Origin of the sequence: Methylorubrum podarium, assembly GCF_040270385.1 — a bacterium.
Taxonomy (GTDB): Bacteria; Pseudomonadota; Alphaproteobacteria; order Rhizobiales; family Beijerinckiaceae; genus Methylobacterium; species Methylobacterium podarium.
Genome location: NZ_JBELQE010000066.1, coordinates 1 through 16,655, shown reverse-complemented (window position 1 = coordinate 16,655; position 16,655 = coordinate 1). Strand labels below are relative to the sequence as shown.

Below are 16,655 nucleotides of genomic sequence, written 5' to 3'. Positions count from 1 at the left end.
GAGACAGTATTGATGTGAGGTTTTAGGAGTTCAGACCGAGGTGGCGCGCGACTCGCGACCGAGGCCGTGCTCCGGAATCAGCGTACCGTCCGCAACCACACGGTAATCGTGACCTTTCCATGTCACCGCACCCGAGACGAAGCTCCAGGTGAAGTTGATGAAGGAGAGCATGTCGCGAATCGGCAACAGCCAGTAGGCGTGCGGCGCGAGGCCGAAGGCCCGCTCGATGCGCAGGCACAGCAGGATGCGGCAGGCGAGCGCGAGCGCGGCCACCGCGAGCGCCCCGGCGCCCGCGCCGGGCATCAGCGCGGCGAGCAGCGCCAGCGGGAAGGCGTGGGTGACGACGGAGCCGGCATAGCCCTTGGGATCGACGTTGCGGATGGTGCGGTTCCAGCGCAGCTCGTGCCGCCACAGGCCGGACAGCTCGGTGTCGACGCAGGCATGGCCGATGGTCAGCGCGGGGATCGCCACGCGGCCGCCCTCGGCGCGCAGGGCCTCGCCGATGGCGTAGTCGTCGGCCAGATCGTCCTTGAAGGCGCGGAAGCCGCCGATGCGGGCGAGCGAGGCGGCGGTCATCGCGATGGTCGAGCCGAAACAGGGCCGGGCGAGATCGAAGGTGGTGCCCAGGATGACGTTGGGCACGAACTGGACGTCGATGGCGAGCGCGGCGAGCTGGGCGCAGAGGCCGCGGTCGCCCGGCACGCCGTGGTAGAGGCAGGTCACGCCGGAGACCCCCGGCTGCGACAGGGCGGCGACGACGCGCTCCAGGTAGTCGGATCGCACCGACATGTCGCTGTCGGCCAGCACCACGACGTCGTGGGCGATCTTGTCCGACATGTTGATGAGGTTGGAGACCTTGCGGTTCGAACCGTGCTGGCTCGCATCCACCACGAGATCGATCGTCAAGCACGGATGAGCCGCGCGCAGGCGCTGGACCACGCCGATCGCCGGGTCGGCGGCGTTCTGGACGCCGAACACGACCTGCACCGGGCCGGCGTAATCCTGGCGGCAGAAGCTGTCGAGGTTCTCGAACAGGTCCGGTTCGAGGCCGCAGAGCGGCTTGAGGATCGACACGCCGGGGCGCGGCGCATCGGCCGCGAGCGTCGGCGTGGGCTGCGCGGCGAAGCGGCCGACGAGGATGGCGGCGAGCAGGGCGTAGACGCAGCCGGCGAGCGCCATCAGGAGAAGCGCGGGGGCGATCCAGGCCGACAGCTCGTTCAGGTCCATGGCGCGGCGTTGCTCGCTGCTGTCTCGGTTCGGGCGCCGCGGACGGCGGTCTGAAAGGGTCAGGCCCGGATGCGCCCCGACGGGTGGCGGTCGGCTCCGGGCCTTTGTCCAGATGAACTCGATGCCGCCGAATCGATCTCGGCCCCGGCATGAGGAAACGCTTGTAAGCCCTTACTCTCGCGGCGAGACTTTGGCGGCGAGCATTCCGTCGGTGCGTTCGCGCATGAATTTCAGCAGGCCGTCGGCGCCGCCCTTGAGCGGGTCGGCGAAGCTCGCCCGCATCGAGGCGACCTCGCTGACATTGCCGTTGAGCAGCACGTCCTGCACCCGGTTGCCCGCGTTGACGACGTAATCGACGTCCGATTCATCGCCGTCCTTGTTCGAGACGCGGGTGAAGACGACGCGGTTGGGTCCGCGCTCCTCGCTCTGCGGCTTGATGTCGAACTTGCCGCCCGCCGCCTGCGAGAGGCGGTTGGCGTAGAGCGTGACGAAGTACTTGCCGAAGGTCTCGGTCAGCGCGTCCTGCTGCTCGGGCTTGAAGGTCTTCCACTTCGGGCCGACGGCGGTGCGCACCATGGCCGGCGTGTCGAAGGTGGCGGCCAGGGTGTCGCCGACGATCGCGAGACGGCTCTTGAGGTCGCCCGCGCCGTTCTTCAGCGCCTCCTCGAACTTGGCATAGAGACGCTTGATCGGCTCGACCGCCGGATCCTCGGCGGCACGGGCGATCTGCGGCGTCCCCGAGACGGCGAGCGCCGCGGCGGCGGCGAGAAGGGTGCGGCGGTTCAGGCGCACTTCTGGAGCGCTCCAGCTTCGTTGTCGGGGGAGAGGACGGCCGGGTTCCGGGCGGCGGGATAGCCGTAGGCCGGGGCGAGCGGGGCGGGACCGGGACGGCGGCCGAGCCGCGCGCGGATCGCGCCGAGCCCTTCGCGAACCGCCTCGGCGGTTTCGGGCTCGGACGAGGCGGCGGTCCTGCGCTCCATCAGGTTCCACAGAGCGAGGCTCGGCAGGCCGACGGAGAGGTCGGCGACGCGCTTGACCAGCGACAGGGCCAGCGCGGCCTCCGCCGGGATGCCGAACAGGGCGCCCAGCGCGATCAGGCCGCCCTCCTGGGCGCCGATGGCGCCGGGTACGACGAAGGCGGCGCCGCGCACGGCCTGGGCGAGGCTCTCGATCACCAGGGCATCGACGAAGCTGATCGAGTAGCCCATGGCGTTGAGGGCGATCCACACCTCGACGGTGCCGACGACCCAGCCGGCGAGGTGGATCAGCAGCGCCGCACCGACGCGGGCGCGGTTGCCGTAGAGGCGGCGCAGGTTCTCGTAGAGCACCTCGATCGCGCCCAGCGCGCGCCACTCGCGGCCGGCGGCGAAGCGGCTGAGCGCGGCCTCGATCAGGCGGTGACCGCTGCGGCGCTGGATGACGTAGAAGGCGGCGAGCGCCGGGATGGCGAGCAGCACGCCGCCCGCGACGGTGCGGACCAGCGGCCCGTCGCCGGTGATCTGCATCAGGAGGAGGAGGCCGGCGATCGTGAAGACGAGCTGGGTCACCGCCTGCGTCATCAGGTCGACGAACATGCTGGCGCCGGCCATGCCGCCCGGCGTGCCGCGGCGGGTGAGCAGGCGCGCGCCGATGAGGTCGCCGCCGACCTGCGCCACCGGCAGGAGCGTGTTGATGCCCTCGCGCACGAAGCGCAGCGAGATGCAGTCGCGCAGGGTCGGCCCGGCGCCGCGGGGGAACACCACGTGCCAGCCGAGACCGGCCCAGGCGACCGCGAGGAAGCGGGCGAGCACGACGGCGAGCGTTCCCCAGCCCGCGCTCACGACCGCGGCGGTGACATCGGATACGCCGGAAGACAGGAACAGCGCCAGCGCCGTGCCCAATCCGACGATCGATGCCAGTGTTGTGAGACGCTTCATCAGCCTCTTTCGAATGATCGCGAAGGCTTGTGTTGTCGAAATCCCACCAGAAGCGACCATCGAAGCTTAGCCGGTGGCGGGAAGCGTTCCGGCAGGTTGCAGCTTTGCCCAGCGCTGTCTATCACCCGATTGACACACCGGGGAGCAAAGCGGCGCCCGCGGTGGCTGCTGACGACGATTGTCGCGAGACGCCGCTTCTAGGGAGCCTAAAATGGATCGCGAGCCGCAGATCACGGCGGATTCCGCCCTGATCGACGACGCCTCGTCGAAGGGGTTCACGGAAGGGTACGAGGGCCGCCACGAGTCGGAAGGCCGCGCCCCGGCCACCCGCAGCCCGGTGATGGCCTGGAACGAGTGGGATCCGCTGGAGGAGGTGATCGTCGGCTCGCTCGACGGCGCCACGATCCCGACCCACCACCTCACCGTGATCTTCAACCTGCCGCGGGCGGCGCAGCCGTTCTACCGCTTCGCCTCCGGCTGGAAGTATCCGAAGTTCATGAAGAAGCTGGCTCAGCAGGAGCTGGACAACTTCATCTCGATCCTGGCCGGCGAAGGCGTGAAGGTCCGCCGTCCCGACTCGGTCGACTTCTCGAAGAAGTTCAAGGCGCCGCGCTGGACGTCGCGCGGCTTCTGCGTCGCCTGCCCGCGCGACCCGTACCTCGTGATCGGCGACGAGATCATCGAGAGCCCGATGTGCTGGCGCTCGCGCTACTTCGAGGGCGACGCCTACCGCTCGCTGTTCAAGGAATATTTTCGCGCGGGTGCTCGCTGGACCTCGGCGCCGCGTCCGCAGCTGACCGACGACCTCTACAACTACGACTACCGGGTGCCGAACCTGAAGGCCGGCGAGCCGATGCAGTTCACGGTCAACGAGTTCGAGCCGGTCTTCGACGCCGCCGACTTCGTGCGCTGCGGCCGCGACCTGTTCGTGACCCGCTCCAACGTGACGAACCTGATGGGCATCGAGTGGCTGCGCCGCCATCTCGGCCCGGGCTTCCGCATCCACGAGATCGAGAGCCGCTGCCCGCAGCCGATGCATATCGACTCGTCGTTCATGCCGCTCGCGCCGGGCAAGGTGCTGGTCAATCCCGACTACATCGACGTCGAGAAGCTCCCGGCGGTGCTCAAGAAGTGGGACGTGCTGATCGCCCCGCGCCCCGACCCGGTCTCGGGCTTCATGAGCAAGATCTCGATGTGCTCGCCCTGGACCTCGATCAACGTGCTCGCCATCGACGAGAAGAAGATCGTCGTCGATGCCAGCCAGCCGACCCTGATCAAGGCCCTCAAGGATTGGGGCTTCGACCCGATCCCGGCGCCGTTCCTGTCCTACGGCCCGTTCGGCGGCTCGTTCCACTGCGCCACCCTCGACGTGCGCCGCCGCGGCGTGCTGAAGTCCTACTTCTGAGAGATCGCCTCGCCCGTTCGCGGGTGGGGCATCGGACAGCGTCGGAGCCTGCCGCGAACGCCTCGCGGCGGGCTTTTTTCATTTCAGGCAGCCGTGGCGGTGCCGGATTGCTTCGCTGTCGCTCGCCATGACGGCGCGGGTGATCCTCGCCGTCATGGCGAGGCGGAGCCGAAGCAATCCAGTTGCTCAACCGATCGGAACAATGCGCTGAGAGAGCAGTCTTTTTCCTGCCCGATACAGCTTACTCGCCGACCAGCCGGCCCGGCATCCGCGTCGCCCGCCGATAGGTCGTCCCGGCGAGAGCGAGTGCGCCGCCGAACTGCAGAAACCCGTTCTCGGCGAGCCCGTCCGGCGCCAGATGAGCCTGGAGCGCGAGGCGGGTCAGGGCATTGAGGGCGATGACGCCGAGACAGAAGACGGCGGATGCGAGGGCGGCGGCGACGAAATCGGGCATGGCGAGTCTCCCGAGTGGGACGGCCCAAGCTTAGCAAGGGCCGAGCCAGCCGGAAGACACGCGAAAGTCTAACCCACCGGCGGACGCGTCGCCGTCATGGCCGGACGCTCCTCGAACCGGGCGAACCACGCGGCGAGCCTCGGGGCGTCGTCGCGCCACGCGATGTCGGAGAAGCGGAGGTCGAGGTAGCCCAGGGCGCAGGCGAGCGCGATGGTGCCGATATCGACGCGATCGCCAACCCGTTCCGCCTGCTCCTCGAACCACGCGAGCGCGCTCTCGATCTTCGCGGTCTGCCCCTCGATCCAGGCCGCCGAGCGCTCGGATTCCGGCCGCGCCGTCAGCTCGTAGCGGATCAGCAGGGCGGCATCGAGCACGCCGTCGGCGGTCGATTGCGCGTTGAGCGCCCGCCAGCGCGCGGCGCCCTGCGCCGGAAACAGGCGCCCGCCGGCCTCGGCGTCGAGATACTCGCAGATCACCCGGCTGTCGGCGAGGCTCTCGCCGGTCTCGAGGATCAGGGTCGGCACCTGGGCGAGCGGGTGCTGCGCCAGCACCGAGCGGTCGCGCTTGACCGGGTGGACGGCGCTCGGCAGCAACTCCAGCCGCTCGGCGAGGCCGAGTTCGTGGGCGACCACCATCACCTTCCGCACGAAGGGCGAGCTGTGCGAGTGGAACAGCTTCATCGGCCTCAAGACATCCTCTGCGGTTGCGACGGTGATGCGCGGTCAGCGCTGCGCGGCGGGGGGCGCCGGCAGCTTCGGCGTCTCGACGCCGAGGCGCTTCACCGGCCAGCCGTCGCCCCAGCGGCGCATGTCGCTGAAGGCGGAATCGTTCTTCAGGCTCTGGGCGTCCTTGCCGGCGAAGGCGGCCGCCGCGGCCATGTCGAAGGTGCGCCAGAAGGCGAGGAAATCGAGGCTGTCGGCGCGGGCGTTGTTGATCTGCGAGACGAGCGTCGTCTGCTCGCCGGAGAGCGCCATGTCCGCCGACCAGCGGAAGGGCGGCGCCTTCTCCCCGGGCGGGTCGGGCGGCAGCTTGATCGCGCCGCCGTCATAGGCCGCGTCGAGCCCGGCGGGCGAGGCGAGCGTCGCGGTGAGCGCCGGGAAGCCGTGGTCGTCCGACAGCGCCCGCACGAACAGCTTGCGCTCCGGCGGAACGGAATGGGCGTCGCGCAGGATGCGGCGGGCGGCGGCGTCCGCGGCGCGGGCGTCGCGGTCGCCGATCACCGTCACCAGCAGGGTCTTGGGCGATAGGCCGTCGAGGGCGCCGAGGGGGATGCCGCGGGACTTGGCGTCCCGGGCGATGCCGCCGGGCATCACGACGTAGACGAGTTTCGGCGCCGGCAGGCCTTCCTGCGCGGCTTCCGCCGCGAGGTGGGCGGCGAGCGGTGCGCCGGCCAGGTGGCCGATCAGGGCGAGGCGTCCGGTATCGGGCTTGGCGTCGGCGTCGCTCGCGAGGTCGGCGAGCGCGGATTTGAGCAGGCGCGCGGCGATGGCCGGCGCGTCGGCGGGCCGGGTGCGGTTCACCTCCTGGAAGCGCGGGAACAGCACCAGCCAGCCGTGGCGGGCGAGATGGTCGATCCAGGCGCCGTAGGCCTGCGGGTTCGGCGCGCCCCAGGCGTGCAGGAACACCGCCACCGGCCGTCCGCCCTCGGGGGCGGGACCCGCCTTGTGGAAGACGTAGGTCGCCGCGCTGGCCTTGCCGACCGCGCGCTTGGTGATGGTGGCAGCCTTGTCGCCGACGCCGCCCGGACCCTCCGTCGGCTGGGCCGGCGGTGCGGCGGCGAGGGCCGGTCCGGCCACGGACAGGGCGGCCAGCATGCCCAAGGCGGGCAGACGCAGGGCGGCAAGTCCGGGCTTCAGGCGCATCAGTCTCTCGACGATCGGCGGAAATCTGTGTCGGCCCCGCCCGCTCGCGCGGAATTCAAGGCTCGGCCGCGCCTGAATAGCAGATTCCGGCGCGGAGGCGACGCCGGACCGGCATTTCCCGACGCTATTCGCGCTCCTTCACCCGGCGGCACTCGGTCTTGAGGTAGCTCGTCTTGCCGACCTCGTCGCGCAGGTCGGTGCGGGCGATGATCTCCTGCCAGCCGCTGGTGCAGCCGAGTTCGTTCGCGACGCGGACCTTGCGCACCTCGCTCGCCCGCTCGTCGGTGCAATCCTGCTGCGGGATGCCGTTGGCGCAGACGAGCACGACGGCGATGAAGGCGTTCATGGCGAATCTCCCGGATTTTTTGTCGGTTTTACCCGCATGGCGCGGCCGGGAGGCTACGCACGATGTCGTCATCGGGTTGCGCGAAAGCGGCGCGTTATCCCGCCTCGACGATCAGGTCGTTCCGAAAGGTCTGTCCTTCCACGGGGTTGGCGAGCCAGCGGGTGCGCCCGATCCGCTTGTCGTGCCCGGCATGGAAGTGGCCCGAGATCCAGAGATCGGGACGGTCGGCGTCGGGCAGGTCGTCGAGGACGGTGGTGGCGTAGAAGGCCGGCACCCACCACGGCACGCCCGGCGCACCGTGGAACGCGTCGGCGGCGAGCGGGCTCGGCGGGTGGTGCGTGACGGCGACCGTGGGGCCGTCATGCGGCCGGGCGAGCGCGTCGAGGAGGGCGACCTTCTCGCGGGCATGGGCCGCCATCGCGTCCGCCGGCGACCAGGGCGCGCGGTCGGCGCGGCGGATCGAGCCGCGATACTCCCGCGAACCGGTGACGGGGTCGGTCATCCGCGCGGCGGCGTAGGCGACCGGGTCGTCGGGCCGGTCGGGCGTGTCGTCGGTGAGCCAGCGCCCGGCGAGCGACCAGTCGCTCCAGAGCGTCGTGCCGACGAAGCGCACGCCGCCGATCACCGTCGCCGCGCCGCCCTGGAGCAGGTGGATGCGGCTGCCGAGCCCGTTCAGCCGCGCGACCTCGTGCTCGAGGGCGGCCAACAGTTCGGGCGCTGTGCGCGGGTCGCCGGTCGGGGCGTAGTGCTCGTGGTTGCCCGGCACCAGCACCACCGGCCGCCCCCCCGCCAGCGCCAGCACCGTGGCGAGCCCGGCCTCGGGCTGCCCCTCGTGCAGGTCGCCGGCGCAGACGAGCACGTCGAAGGCGGCGGCGGGCTTCGGGATCATCTCCGGGCGGCGCCGTTCGAGATGCAGGTCGGAGAGGGGGAAGAGGCGCAGCACGGCGTCCGAGCGTTCGACAACAAGGGGAAGGGATCAGGCGGAGGCCCGCGACTCCTCGGCCGCGGCGCGCCACTCGCGGCGGGCGGCCTTGAGCACGTCGAAGGCGGAATCGGCGTTGATCACGGCGATGCCGGCCGCCGCCACGAGGTCCGGCCAGGGCGAGAGCGTCACCGCGGTCACGAGGCCGGCGACGACGATCGCGACGTTGGCGGCGACATCGTTGCGGGCGGAGAGGTAGGCCGCCCGCGTCAGGCTGCCGTGGCCGTCGCGGTGGCGCGCCAGCATCAGCGCGCAGGCGAGGTTGACGAGGAGCGCGCCGAGACCGGTCAGCGTCAGCGGCACCGGGGCCGGCGCGGTGAAAGCGGAAAACTTCTCGTAGGCCGCGTAGGCGGTGGCGAGGCCCGGCACCAGCAGGATGCCGGCGAGCAGCGTGCCGAGCCGCGCCCGGTTGCGCACGCTCCAGCCGAGCCCGGCGAAGATCAGAAGGTTGATCGCGGCATCTTCCAGGAAATCGAGGCTGTCGGCGATCAGCGCCACCGAGCCGATGGCCAGCGCCACGGCGATCTCGATGCCGAAATAGCTGAGGTTCAGCGCCGCGACGCGGGCGACGACCGGGCGCAGGCTCGGCGAGGGCGGCAGACGAGGCACCGGTGGATTCCCGAAGGCAGATCGAACCGGGCCGGTGATTGCCCGAGGCGCCGGGCCCTGTCGAGGGGCTTCCCGCTCGGGACTCCTCTCGGTCTATTGTCCGTCTGGATTTGCGCGCGCGGCTGTGCGAGGCGAAAGCTCAGCCAGAGGATTGCCGAGCCGCCTGCCGAGCGGCTGTCCGGATTGGGGAGGCGTCGACCATGTTGCCCGAACTGCGCGTGCTCTATTTCGAGGATCTCGAAGTCGGGCTCACCGAGATCCTCAGGAAGGAGATCTCCTCCTCCGACGTGGTGGGATTTGCCGAGATCACCGGCGACCGCAACCCGATCCACCTCTCCGAGCACTTCGCCGCGCGCACGCCCTTCGGCACCCGCATCGCCCACGGCCTCTACACCGCCGGCCTGATCTCGGCGGTGCTCGGCACCCGCCTGCCGGGGCCGGGCGCGGTCTACATCTCGCAGACCCTGAACTTCCGCGCCCCCGTGCGCATCGGCGACATCGTCGAGGTGAAGGTCGTGGTGGCCGAGCTGATCCCCGAGCGCCGCCGCGCCCGGCTCGCCTGCACCTGCTCCGTCGGCGACGAGGTCGTGCTCGACGGCGAGGCCCTGGTGAAGGTGCCGAAGAAGGAGGAGGCCGACCCGCTCGCCATGCGCATGGGCGGCGGCCACGCCTGAAGCATCGTCCCGGAAGCTGGTTGCCGGCTTTCGGGAAAGGACGATGCGAGAGCGAAAGTCGACACCCGCTTGTTCGAGCCGATCGCCATCGCCGATCCGGACGATCCGCGCCTCGCCGCCTACCGGGACGTGCGCGAGCGCGACCTCGTGGGCCGGCAGGGCCGCTTCATCGTCGAGGGCGAGGTGACCCTGCGGCTGCTGTTCTCAAGGGATGCCCGCTTCGCGGCGGAATCGGTGCTGCTCGCGCCCGAGCGCTGGGAGGGCCTGTCCGATCTCTTCGCGGACAGGGTCGACGGCCCGCCGGTCTATCTCGCCGGCAAGGCGGTGATGAGCGCGGTCGCGGGCTTCCCGATCCATCGCGGCGTGCTGGCGGTGGGCCTGCGCGGCGCGGCACCGGCGCCCGAGGCGCTGATCCCGCCCGCACCGGCCCCGGCCCTCGTGGTCGGGCTCGTGGGCCTGACCAACCACGACAATATCGGCGGCCTGTTCCGCAACGCCGCCGCCTTCGGCGCCGACGCGGTGTGGCTCGATGCCGAGACCTGCGACCCGCTCTACCGCAAGGCGATCCGCGTCTCGGCCGGCGCGGCGCTGACCGTGCCCTTCGCCCGCGCGGCGAGCGGGGCGGCGCTCTTGGATCTCGCCGCGCGCCACGCCCTGACGCCGCTCGCCCTCACCCCCGGCGGCGGCGAGAGGCTAGACGCGCTGGAGGCGCCGGCCCGGACGTTGCTGCTGCTCGGCACCGAGGGGCCGGGCCTGCCGGAGACGCTGATGGCGCGGGCGCGCCGCGTCCGCATCGCTATGGCGCCGGGCTTCGACTCGCTCAACGTCGCGACGGCCGGGGCGATCGCGCTGCATCATTTGGCGAGGCGGCGGCTCGACGAAGAGGCTGACTTCGTCCGCACTTTTCATGCCCTGAGGGGCAGTGTTTCTCCGGACCTTGATCTGGAGTTCTGATCGACATCCGTCATGGCAAGGTGGAGCCGAAGCCATCCGGGGATCGCTGTTTCCGGATAGATCGCGCCCTGGATCGCGATCCTGTGTCGCGATGACGACGAGGGCTCCCGGCCTCCCGCCTGTGGACGGCTCCGCCCGCCGCGGACCCCGGCCGCCCCGCGCATGTTAGGAAGCGTGGGCGCCAGCGGGGAACGGGATGGGCTACGAGATCGATCTGGGGCGGCGGGCCGGCGACGGGCCCGGGACGATGGACCTCACCGAGCTTCTGGCGACGCGCCTCCTCGTCCAGGGCAATTCCGGTTCCGGCAAGTCGCACCTGCTGCGCCGCCTGCTGGAGCAGAGCGCGGGGCTGGTACAGCAGGCGATCATCGACCCGGAAGGCGATTTCGTCACGCTCGCCGAGCGCTACGGCCACGTCGTGGTCGAGGCGGACGGCAACGAGGCCGAGTTGCTGCGCATCGCCGCCCGCGTGCGCGAGCACCGGGTCTCCGTCGTGCTCTCGCTCGAAGGCCTCGACGCCGAGGACCAGATGCGCGCCGCCGCCGCCTTCCTCGGCGGGCTGTTCGATGCCGACCGCGCGCTCTGGTACCCGATGCTGGTGGTGGTGGACGAGGCGCAGCTCTTCGCACCCGCAGCCGCGGGCGAGGTGTCGGACGAGGCCCGCCGCCTCTCGCTCGGCGCCATGACCAACCTGATGTGCCGCGGGCGCAAGCGGGGGCTCGCCGGCATCATCGCCACGCAGCGGCTCGCCAAGCTCGCCAAGAACGTCGCGGCCGAAGCCTCGAACTTCCTGATGGGCCGCACCTTCCTCGACATCGACATGGCCCGCGCCGCCGACCTCCTGGGTCTCGACCGCCGCCAGGCCGAGACCTTTCGCGATCTCGCCCGCGGCCATTTCGTGGGCCTCGGGCCGGCGATCTCGAAGCGCCCGCTGCCGATCGCCATCGGCCCGACGGTGACGGAGAGCCGCAACGCCGCCCCCGCCCTGCTGCCGCTGCCGACCATGGGCGAGGAGGCTCGCGCCCTGATCCTCACCGCCTCCCCCGAGGAGGAGGCGCGGCCCCTCCCCGCACCCCGGCCGAAGCCCGCGCGGGCGCCCGGCCCCGACGTGCTGGTCCAGCTCGCCAACTACCGCCCGCCGGTGCGCGAGGATCTGCCGGAGGAGGAGCCGATGGACCCGGCCGAGCGCGAGGCGGCGATGGCCGAGATCCTCGCCTCGGTGCTGGCGGATTCGGATGCGGCCGCCTGCACGCCGGCCACCCTCTACCAGGACTTCACCGTCCGCTGCCGCATCCGCCGGATCGGCGGCGAGGCGATGGGCCTGCCGGAGTTCAAGCGGCGCCTCGCCGTGGCCCGGGCCGGCGTCCAGGGCGCCACCGCCGAGGGGCCGGGCTGGGAGCGGGCGCAAGGGATCGCCGCCGCGCTGCCCGAGGATCTCGCCGGGCTGTTCCTGCTCATCGCCCGCACGGCCCTCGAAGGAGCGCCCTGCCCCTCCGACGCGGCGCTCGCGGAGGCCTACGGCACGAGTTCCGCGGGCCGCGCCCGGCGGATGCTGGGCTACCTGGAGGAGCGCGGCGCCATCGTCATGCGCCGCGACCTGCGCGGCGCGCCGATCATCGCCGTGCCCGATCTCGATGCCGAGACCGGGCCGCAGGTCGGCGCCGCCGCGGTGGTGCCGCTGCGGCGGCGCGGGCGGAGCTGAGGGCGGCCGATCGCGATCCGGAGCGTGCCACCTCAGGTTGGTCCGAGCGGATTCCGGCCGATGCCGGGCCGGAAGCTGTTGAGACCGGCGGCACGCGACAATCCGCGCCCCTTGCCCCTGAGCCGAGTCCGGCCAAGATTGCCGGCACGGTTGGCGGTCGGGAGTCTTGGGACGTTGCTGCAGTCGCGGGAAGGTTTGCGTACCCTATCGGGCCGCCGCGTCGTCGTCGTCGGGGCCGGCCCCGGCGGACTCGCCACCGCGCTGCTCCTGGCCAAGGCCGGATTGCACGTCACCGTCATCGAGCGCGACGCGACGGTCGGCGGCCGCACCAAGACCGTCGAGGCGCCGGGCGGCTACCGCTTCGACATCGGCCCGACCTTCTTCCTCTATCCGCAGATCCTCGCCGACATCTTCGAATCCTGCGGCGAGCGCCTGGAGGACCATGTCCGCCTGGAGCGGCTCGACCCGCAATACAACCTCGTCTTCGAGGGTGAGGACGGCATCTCGGGTCAGATCCGCGCCACCGGCGACGTGCCGCGCCTCAAGGCGGAGATCGCCCGCCTCGCCCCGGCCGATGCCGAGAACGTCGAGAAGTTCTTCGCCGAGAACCGGATCAAGCTGAACTACTTCAAGCCGGTGCTGGAGCAGCCCTTCGACAACTTCCTGTCGATGGCGAGCCCGGCCATGCTCGCGGCGCTGCCCCACCTCCATCCCGGCCGCAGCGTGGACCGGGACCTGCGGCGCTACTTCGCCGACCCGCGGGTGCGCCTCGCCTTCTCGTTCCAGACCAAATATCTCGGGATGAGCCCCTTCCGCTGCCCGAGCCTGTTCACGATCCTCTCGTTCCTCGAATACGAGCACGGGGTCTACCATCCGGTCGGCGGCTGCGGCGCGGTCTCGGAGGCGATGGCCGGGCTCGGCCGCCGCATGGGCGTCGACATCCGCCTCGGCCAGTCGGTCGAGCGGGTGCTGTTCGAGGGCAAGCGCGCCTGCGGCGTGGTCGTCGGCGGCGAGACGCTGAAGGCCGACGCGGTGGTCGTGAACGGCGACTTCGCCAAGGTGATCCGCGACCTCGTGCCGGAGGCGCGCCGCCCGCGCTGGCGCGACGCCAAGATCGGCAAGGCCCGGCTCTCCTGCTCGACCTACATGCTCTACCTCGGCATCGAGGGCAAAATGCCCGAGAGCCTCGGCCACCACACCATCCTTCTGGCCAAGGATTACGAGCGCAACATCAAGGAGATCACCGGCGGCACCCTGCCGATGCAGCCCTCGGTCTACGTGCAGCATGCCGGCTTCACCGATGGCGGCATGGCGCCGCCCGGCCACACCGCCCTCTACGTGCTGGTGCCGGTGCCGAACCTCAAGGCGGGCATCGACTGGGAGACGGTCGGCCCCCGCTACCGCAAGCTGGTGCTGGAGCGCCTGAAGCTCCTGGGGATCCCCGACATCGAGAGCCGCATCCGCTACGAGCGCGTGGTCGATCCCCGCGACTGGCGCGACGAATTCGCGGTGCACGAGGGCGCGACCTTCAACCTCGCCCACGACCTCATGCAGATGCTGTGGTTCAGACCCCACAACCGCTTCGGGCCGGGCCTCTACCTCGTCGGCGGCGGCACGCATCCGGGCTCGGGCCTTCCCGTGATCTACGAGGGCGCGCGCATCTCCGCCCGGCTCCTGATCGAGGATCTCGCCAAGGAGCAGGCGCCCGCGATCCTGGCGGAGCTGCCGACGACCTCGCCGCTGGCCACGCAGGGCGACCCGAGCTGATGCGGGCGGCCTTTCTCCCGGGCCTCGCCGTGCTCGCCGCCCTCGCAGGGCCGGCGCGGGCGGCGAGCCTGGAGGTGATCGTCGAGGGCTCCGAGCCGGGGCCGGGCGAGGTCTACGTCACCCTCTGCCAGGGCGGGTTGACGGAAGCCGCCTGCCCGATCGGCCGGAGCGTCCCGGCCCGCGGCGGCGCCGAGCGCCTCGTCTTCACCGGCGTGCCGGCGGGCGTCTGGGCGGTCGCCGCCTTTCAGGACGAGAACGGCAACGGCCGGCTCGACCGCACCGGGCTCGGCCTGCCGCTGGAGCCCTACGGTTTCTCCGGCGCGGTCGGGCGCCGGGCCCGACCGGATTTCGCGAGCGCGAGCTTCGACCTGCGCGAGCCCGGCGCCGCGGTGAGGGTCCGCCTCGCCCGTCCCCTGCCGCGGCGCTGACGGGCCTTCCGATGCGCGCCGCCGCCCCGCCCCTCGCCTCCGTCGAGGGGGCCGCCTTCGCCTATCGCGGCCGTCCGGCCCTGCGCGGGGTCGATCTCACCCTCGCCCGCGGTACGACGCTGGCGCTGCTCGGGCCGAACGGGGCCGGCAAGACCAGCCTGATCCGCCTGCTCGCCGGGCGGCTCCGGCCCGATGCTGGCTCCGTGCGCGTGCTGGGCGGCGACCCCCATGCCGACCGGGCGACGCGGAAGAGGATCGGCTTCGTGCCGCAGGAGATCGCCCTCTATCCCCGCCTCACCGTCGCCGAGAATCTCGACGTCTTCGCTCGGCTCGCCGGGCTGAGGCGGGGGGAGCGGCGCGGGGCGGTGGCGGCGGCGATCGGGCGCTGCGCGCTCACCGAAATGGCCGGGCGGCTCGTCGCCACGCTCTCCGGCGGCTACCAGCGCCGGGTCAACATCGCCGCGAGCCTGCTGAGCCAGCCCGACCTGATCCTGCTCGACGAGCCGACGCAGGGGGTCGATCTCGAGGCGCGCGCGGCGATCCACGCGGTGCTGGCGGGACTGCGCGCGGGCGGCGCCGGCCTCGTCGTCAGCACCCATGACTTTTCTGAGGCCGAGCGCCTCGCCGACCACGTGGCCATCCTCGCCGACGGACGGATCCTGCGGGAGGGCGCGCTCGCCGCGCTGATGCGCCCGTTCGAGACCGCTCCGCCGGAGCACGAGGCGGTGCTGGAGGGGGCGCCGGATGCGGCGGCCGAGGCGGCGCTCCGCCGGTCCGGCTTCGTGCCGCTCGCGGGCGATGCGCGGTTCTGGCGCGCCGACCACGGCGCCGCGGGCGGGCTCGACGGCGCGGCCCTGCTCGCCGCCCTGCGGCAGGGCGGCGTGCCGGTCGCCGAGATCCGCGTCCGCCGCCCCGGCCTGGAAACCCTCTACCGGGACAGCCTCGCCGACGCTCCGGGCCTGGAGAGCGCGGCGTGATCGCGGCGGCCTTCCGGGTGATGTGGCTCTCGCTGCTGCGCGACCGCGCGGCGCTGACCATGGCCTTCGTGCTGCCCACCGTCATCTTCGCGATCTTCGCCGCGATCTTTTCCGGCGCGATCGGCGACCGCATCCGCATCCATCTCGGGCTCGCCGACCTTGCCCGCACCGCCACGACGGAGCGCCTCGTGACGGCGCTGGAGGCCGAGCCGTCCCTGCGCGTCGAGCGTCTGACCGTCACGGACGAGGCGGCCGCCCTCCGCGCCGTGCGCCGCGGCGAGGTCGATGTCGCCCTGGTGCTGCGGGGCGACCTCGCGGCGCCGACGGGCGCGGAGAAGGGCGGTACGGTGCCGAACCAGCCGGTGCTGCTGATCGAGAGCCCGTCGCGGGCGCTCGCCACGCCGATCGCGCTCGGCCAGCTTCAGCGCGCGCTGAACGACGCCCTGCCCGACGTGGTGCTCTCGCGCATCGTCGCGGACGTGGAGCGCTCCGGCAAGATCGGCCCGGACGAGCGCGCCTTTCTCGACGAGGCTTTTGCCGAGCAGCGGGCGAAGAAGGAGCCGTTCTCCTTCACCCGCCTCGTCGAGACCCGCACCACCGCGAGCGGGCGCGGCAACGAGCGGGTGAGCTACTACGCGGGCGCCATCGCCGCCGTGTTCCTGCTGTTCGCGGCGATGCAGGGGGCGCTCTCCCTGGTGGACGAGCGCGAGGGCGGCCTGGCCGACCGCCTCGCCGCCGGCCCCGGCGGCCTGCCGGTGATCGTGTTGGGAAAGTTCCTGTTCCTGCTCGGCCAGGGCGTGGTTCAGGCCGGCCTGATCTTTGCCGCCGCCGCGCTCCTGCACGGCGTCGACGTTTCCGGCCACTGGATCGGCTGGCTCGTCACCTCGATCCTGGTCTCCGCCATGGCCGCCGGCCTCGCGCTCGCCGCCTGCGCCCTCTCGGCCACCCGGCAGCAGGCGCATCTCGCCGCGACCTTCGGCGTGCTGCTGCTCTCGGCGGTGGGGGGCAGCATGGTGCCCCGCTTCCTCATGCCACCCTGGCTGCAGCAGGCCGGCTGGCTCACCCCCAACGCCTGGGCGATCGAGGCCTATCAGGCGGCCCTCGGCGAGGGTGTCGCCGCGGCCTTGCCCGCCTGGGGCGTGCTGGCGGGGCTGGCGGCGGTGGGGCTCGGCGTGGCCGTGGCCGTGGTGGGCCGACGCGCGCTCTGAGGCGGATTGCCCCGCGGCGACCCGCGCCCGCGACGAATGCGTGCGGATCGGGCACGGGCTCGGATCCCCGACCGCCATCCGAGCCGCCCCCCCCGCAAGACCCCCCCCCATCGGGGGCCGGGGGAAGGCCCCGGGCAACCCCGC

The 16,655-nt window shown here is 71.9% G+C and carries 17 protein-coding genes; 8 read left to right on the top strand and 9 right to left on the bottom strand.

Annotation, left to right across the window (positions count from 1 at the left end; genetic code table 11):
• Nucleotides 1–30: 30 nt before the first annotated feature.
• The 3 genes from hpnI to ABS772_RS11335 all read right to left on the bottom strand — a co-directional run bounded on the left by hpnI (nt 31) and on the right by ABS772_RS11335 (nt 3,143).
• Nucleotides 31–1,227: a bacteriohopanetetrol glucosamine biosynthesis glycosyltransferase HpnI gene (gene hpnI / locus ABS772_RS11345; protein ID WP_350394570.1), complete on the bottom strand. Its 1,197-nt coding sequence runs from the start codon at nt 1,225–1,227 to the stop codon at nt 31–33.
• Nucleotides 1,228–1,398: 171 nt separating this feature from the next.
• A complete protein-coding gene (locus tag ABS772_RS11340; RefSeq protein WP_238257209.1) occupies nt 1,399–2,019 on the bottom strand; it encodes an MlaC/ttg2D family ABC transporter substrate-binding protein in 621 nt (206 codons plus the stop codon).
• Nucleotides 2,010–3,143: an HpnL family protein gene (locus ABS772_RS11335; RefSeq protein WP_238257210.1), complete on the bottom strand. Its 1,134-nt coding sequence runs from the start codon at nt 3,141–3,143 to the stop codon at nt 2,010–2,012. Before ABS772_RS11335 ends, ABS772_RS11340 begins: the two co-directional genes overlap by 10 nt.
• A gap of 211 nt (nt 3,144–3,354) precedes the next feature.
• Between ABS772_RS11335 and ABS772_RS11330 the strand changes: the two genes are divergently transcribed.
• Complete coding sequence (locus ABS772_RS11330) at nt 3,355–4,548, top strand: amidinotransferase (protein ID WP_238257211.1); 1,194 nt, start codon at nt 3,355–3,357, stop codon at nt 4,546–4,548.
• A 241-nt stretch (nt 4,549–4,789) separates the two neighbouring features.
• Here ABS772_RS11330 and ABS772_RS11325 read toward each other — a convergent pair whose 3' ends face one another.
• The 6 genes from ABS772_RS11325 to ABS772_RS11300 all read right to left on the bottom strand — a co-directional run bounded on the left by ABS772_RS11325 (nt 4,790) and on the right by ABS772_RS11300 (nt 8,801).
• Entirely contained in the window at nt 4,790–5,002 is a 213-nt protein-coding gene (locus tag ABS772_RS11325; RefSeq protein WP_350394567.1) for a hypothetical protein, read from the bottom strand.
• 68 nt (nt 5,003–5,070) lie between these two features.
• The gene (locus ABS772_RS11320) at nt 5,071–5,682 is read right to left on the bottom strand and encodes a glutathione S-transferase (RefSeq protein ID WP_238256360.1); all 612 of its coding nucleotides are present in this window, start codon (nt 5,680–5,682) and stop codon (nt 5,071–5,073) included.
• A gap of 42 nt (nt 5,683–5,724) precedes the next feature.
• The gene (locus ABS772_RS11315) at nt 5,725–6,864 is read right to left on the bottom strand and encodes a dienelactone hydrolase family protein (RefSeq protein WP_350394565.1); all 1,140 of its coding nucleotides are present in this window, start codon (nt 6,862–6,864) and stop codon (nt 5,725–5,727) included.
• Nucleotides 6,865–6,988: 124 nt separating this feature from the next.
• Nucleotides 6,989–7,210, bottom strand: coding sequence for a hypothetical protein (locus ABS772_RS11310; RefSeq protein ID WP_350394563.1), 222 nt, complete (start codon nt 7,208–7,210; stop codon nt 6,989–6,991).
• A 94-nt stretch (nt 7,211–7,304) separates the two neighbouring features.
• On the bottom strand, nt 7,305–8,153 hold the full coding sequence (locus tag ABS772_RS11305; protein WP_350394561.1) for a metallophosphoesterase: 849 nt from the start codon (nt 8,151–8,153) through the stop codon (nt 7,305–7,307).
• Between the two features lie 33 nt (nt 8,154–8,186).
• Nucleotides 8,187–8,801, bottom strand: coding sequence for a cation transporter (locus ABS772_RS11300; RefSeq protein WP_238257388.1), 615 nt, complete (start codon nt 8,799–8,801; stop codon nt 8,187–8,189).
• A 200-nt stretch (nt 8,802–9,001) separates the two neighbouring features.
• On the opposite strand from ABS772_RS11300, the gene croR reads away from it, so the two are divergent.
• From croR to ABS772_RS11265, 7 genes are all read left to right on the top strand, one after another.
• Entirely contained in the window at nt 9,002–9,475 is a 474-nt protein-coding gene (gene croR / locus ABS772_RS11295; protein ID WP_238257387.1) for a MaoC family dehydratase, read from the top strand.
• A gap of 69 nt (nt 9,476–9,544) precedes the next feature.
• Nucleotides 9,545–10,429, top strand: a complete 885-nt coding sequence (locus ABS772_RS11290; protein ID WP_350394559.1) for a TrmH family RNA methyltransferase — start codon at nt 9,545–9,547, stop codon at nt 10,427–10,429.
• Nucleotides 10,430–10,625: 196 nt separating this feature from the next.
• Nucleotides 10,626–12,131, top strand: a complete 1,506-nt coding sequence (locus ABS772_RS11285) for an ATP-binding protein (protein ID WP_350394558.1) — start codon at nt 10,626–10,628, stop codon at nt 12,129–12,131.
• 174 nt (nt 12,132–12,305) lie between these two features.
• Nucleotides 12,306–13,898: a phytoene desaturase family protein gene (crtI, locus tag ABS772_RS11280; protein ID WP_350394556.1), complete on the top strand. Its 1,593-nt coding sequence runs from the start codon at nt 12,306–12,308 to the stop codon at nt 13,896–13,898.
• A complete protein-coding gene (locus ABS772_RS11275; protein WP_350394555.1) occupies nt 13,898–14,326 on the top strand; it encodes a DUF2141 domain-containing protein in 429 nt (142 codons plus the stop codon). Before crtI ends, ABS772_RS11275 begins: the two co-directional genes overlap by 1 nt.
• Nucleotides 14,327–14,337: 11 nt before the next feature.
• Complete coding sequence (locus ABS772_RS11270) at nt 14,338–15,303, top strand: ABC transporter ATP-binding protein (RefSeq protein ID WP_350394553.1); 966 nt, start codon at nt 14,338–14,340, stop codon at nt 15,301–15,303.
• Nucleotides 15,300–16,511, top strand: a complete 1,212-nt coding sequence (locus ABS772_RS11265) for an ABC transporter permease (protein WP_350394551.1) — start codon at nt 15,300–15,302, stop codon at nt 16,509–16,511. The genes ABS772_RS11270 and ABS772_RS11265 overlap by 4 nt, the downstream gene beginning before the upstream one ends.
• Nucleotides 16,512–16,655 lie beyond the last annotated feature (144 nt).

Coding starts and splice junctions, on each gene's coding strand:
- ABS772_RS11335 (WP_238257210.1), bottom strand. CDS start 3,143: ATGAAGCGTCTCACAACACTGGCATCGATCGTCGGATTGGGCACGGCG.
- ABS772_RS11270 (WP_350394553.1), top strand. CDS start 14,338: ATGCGCGCCGCCGCCCCGCCCCTCGCCTCCGTCGAGGGGGCCGCCTTC.
- ABS772_RS11310 (WP_350394563.1), bottom strand. CDS start 7,210: ATGAACGCCTTCATCGCCGTCGTGCTCGTCTGCGCCAACGGCATCCCG.
- ABS772_RS11285 (WP_350394558.1), top strand. CDS start 10,626: ATGGGCTACGAGATCGATCTGGGGCGGCGGGCCGGCGACGGGCCCGGG.
- ABS772_RS11330 (WP_238257211.1), top strand. CDS start 3,355: ATGGATCGCGAGCCGCAGATCACGGCGGATTCCGCCCTGATCGACGAC.
- ABS772_RS11320 (WP_238256360.1), bottom strand. CDS start 5,682: ATGAAGCTGTTCCACTCGCACAGCTCGCCCTTCGTGCGGAAGGTGATG.
- ABS772_RS11325 (WP_350394567.1), bottom strand. CDS start 5,002: ATGCCCGATTTCGTCGCCGCCGCCCTCGCATCCGCCGTCTTCTGTCTC.
- ABS772_RS11275 (WP_350394555.1), top strand. CDS start 13,898: ATGCGGGCGGCCTTTCTCCCGGGCCTCGCCGTGCTCGCCGCCCTCGCA.
- croR (WP_238257387.1), top strand. CDS start 9,002: ATGTTGCCCGAACTGCGCGTGCTCTATTTCGAGGATCTCGAAGTCGGG.
- hpnI (WP_350394570.1), bottom strand. CDS start 1,227: ATGGACCTGAACGAGCTGTCGGCCTGGATCGCCCCCGCGCTTCTCCTG.
- ABS772_RS11315 (WP_350394565.1), bottom strand. CDS start 6,864: ATGCGCCTGAAGCCCGGACTTGCCGCCCTGCGTCTGCCCGCCTTGGGC.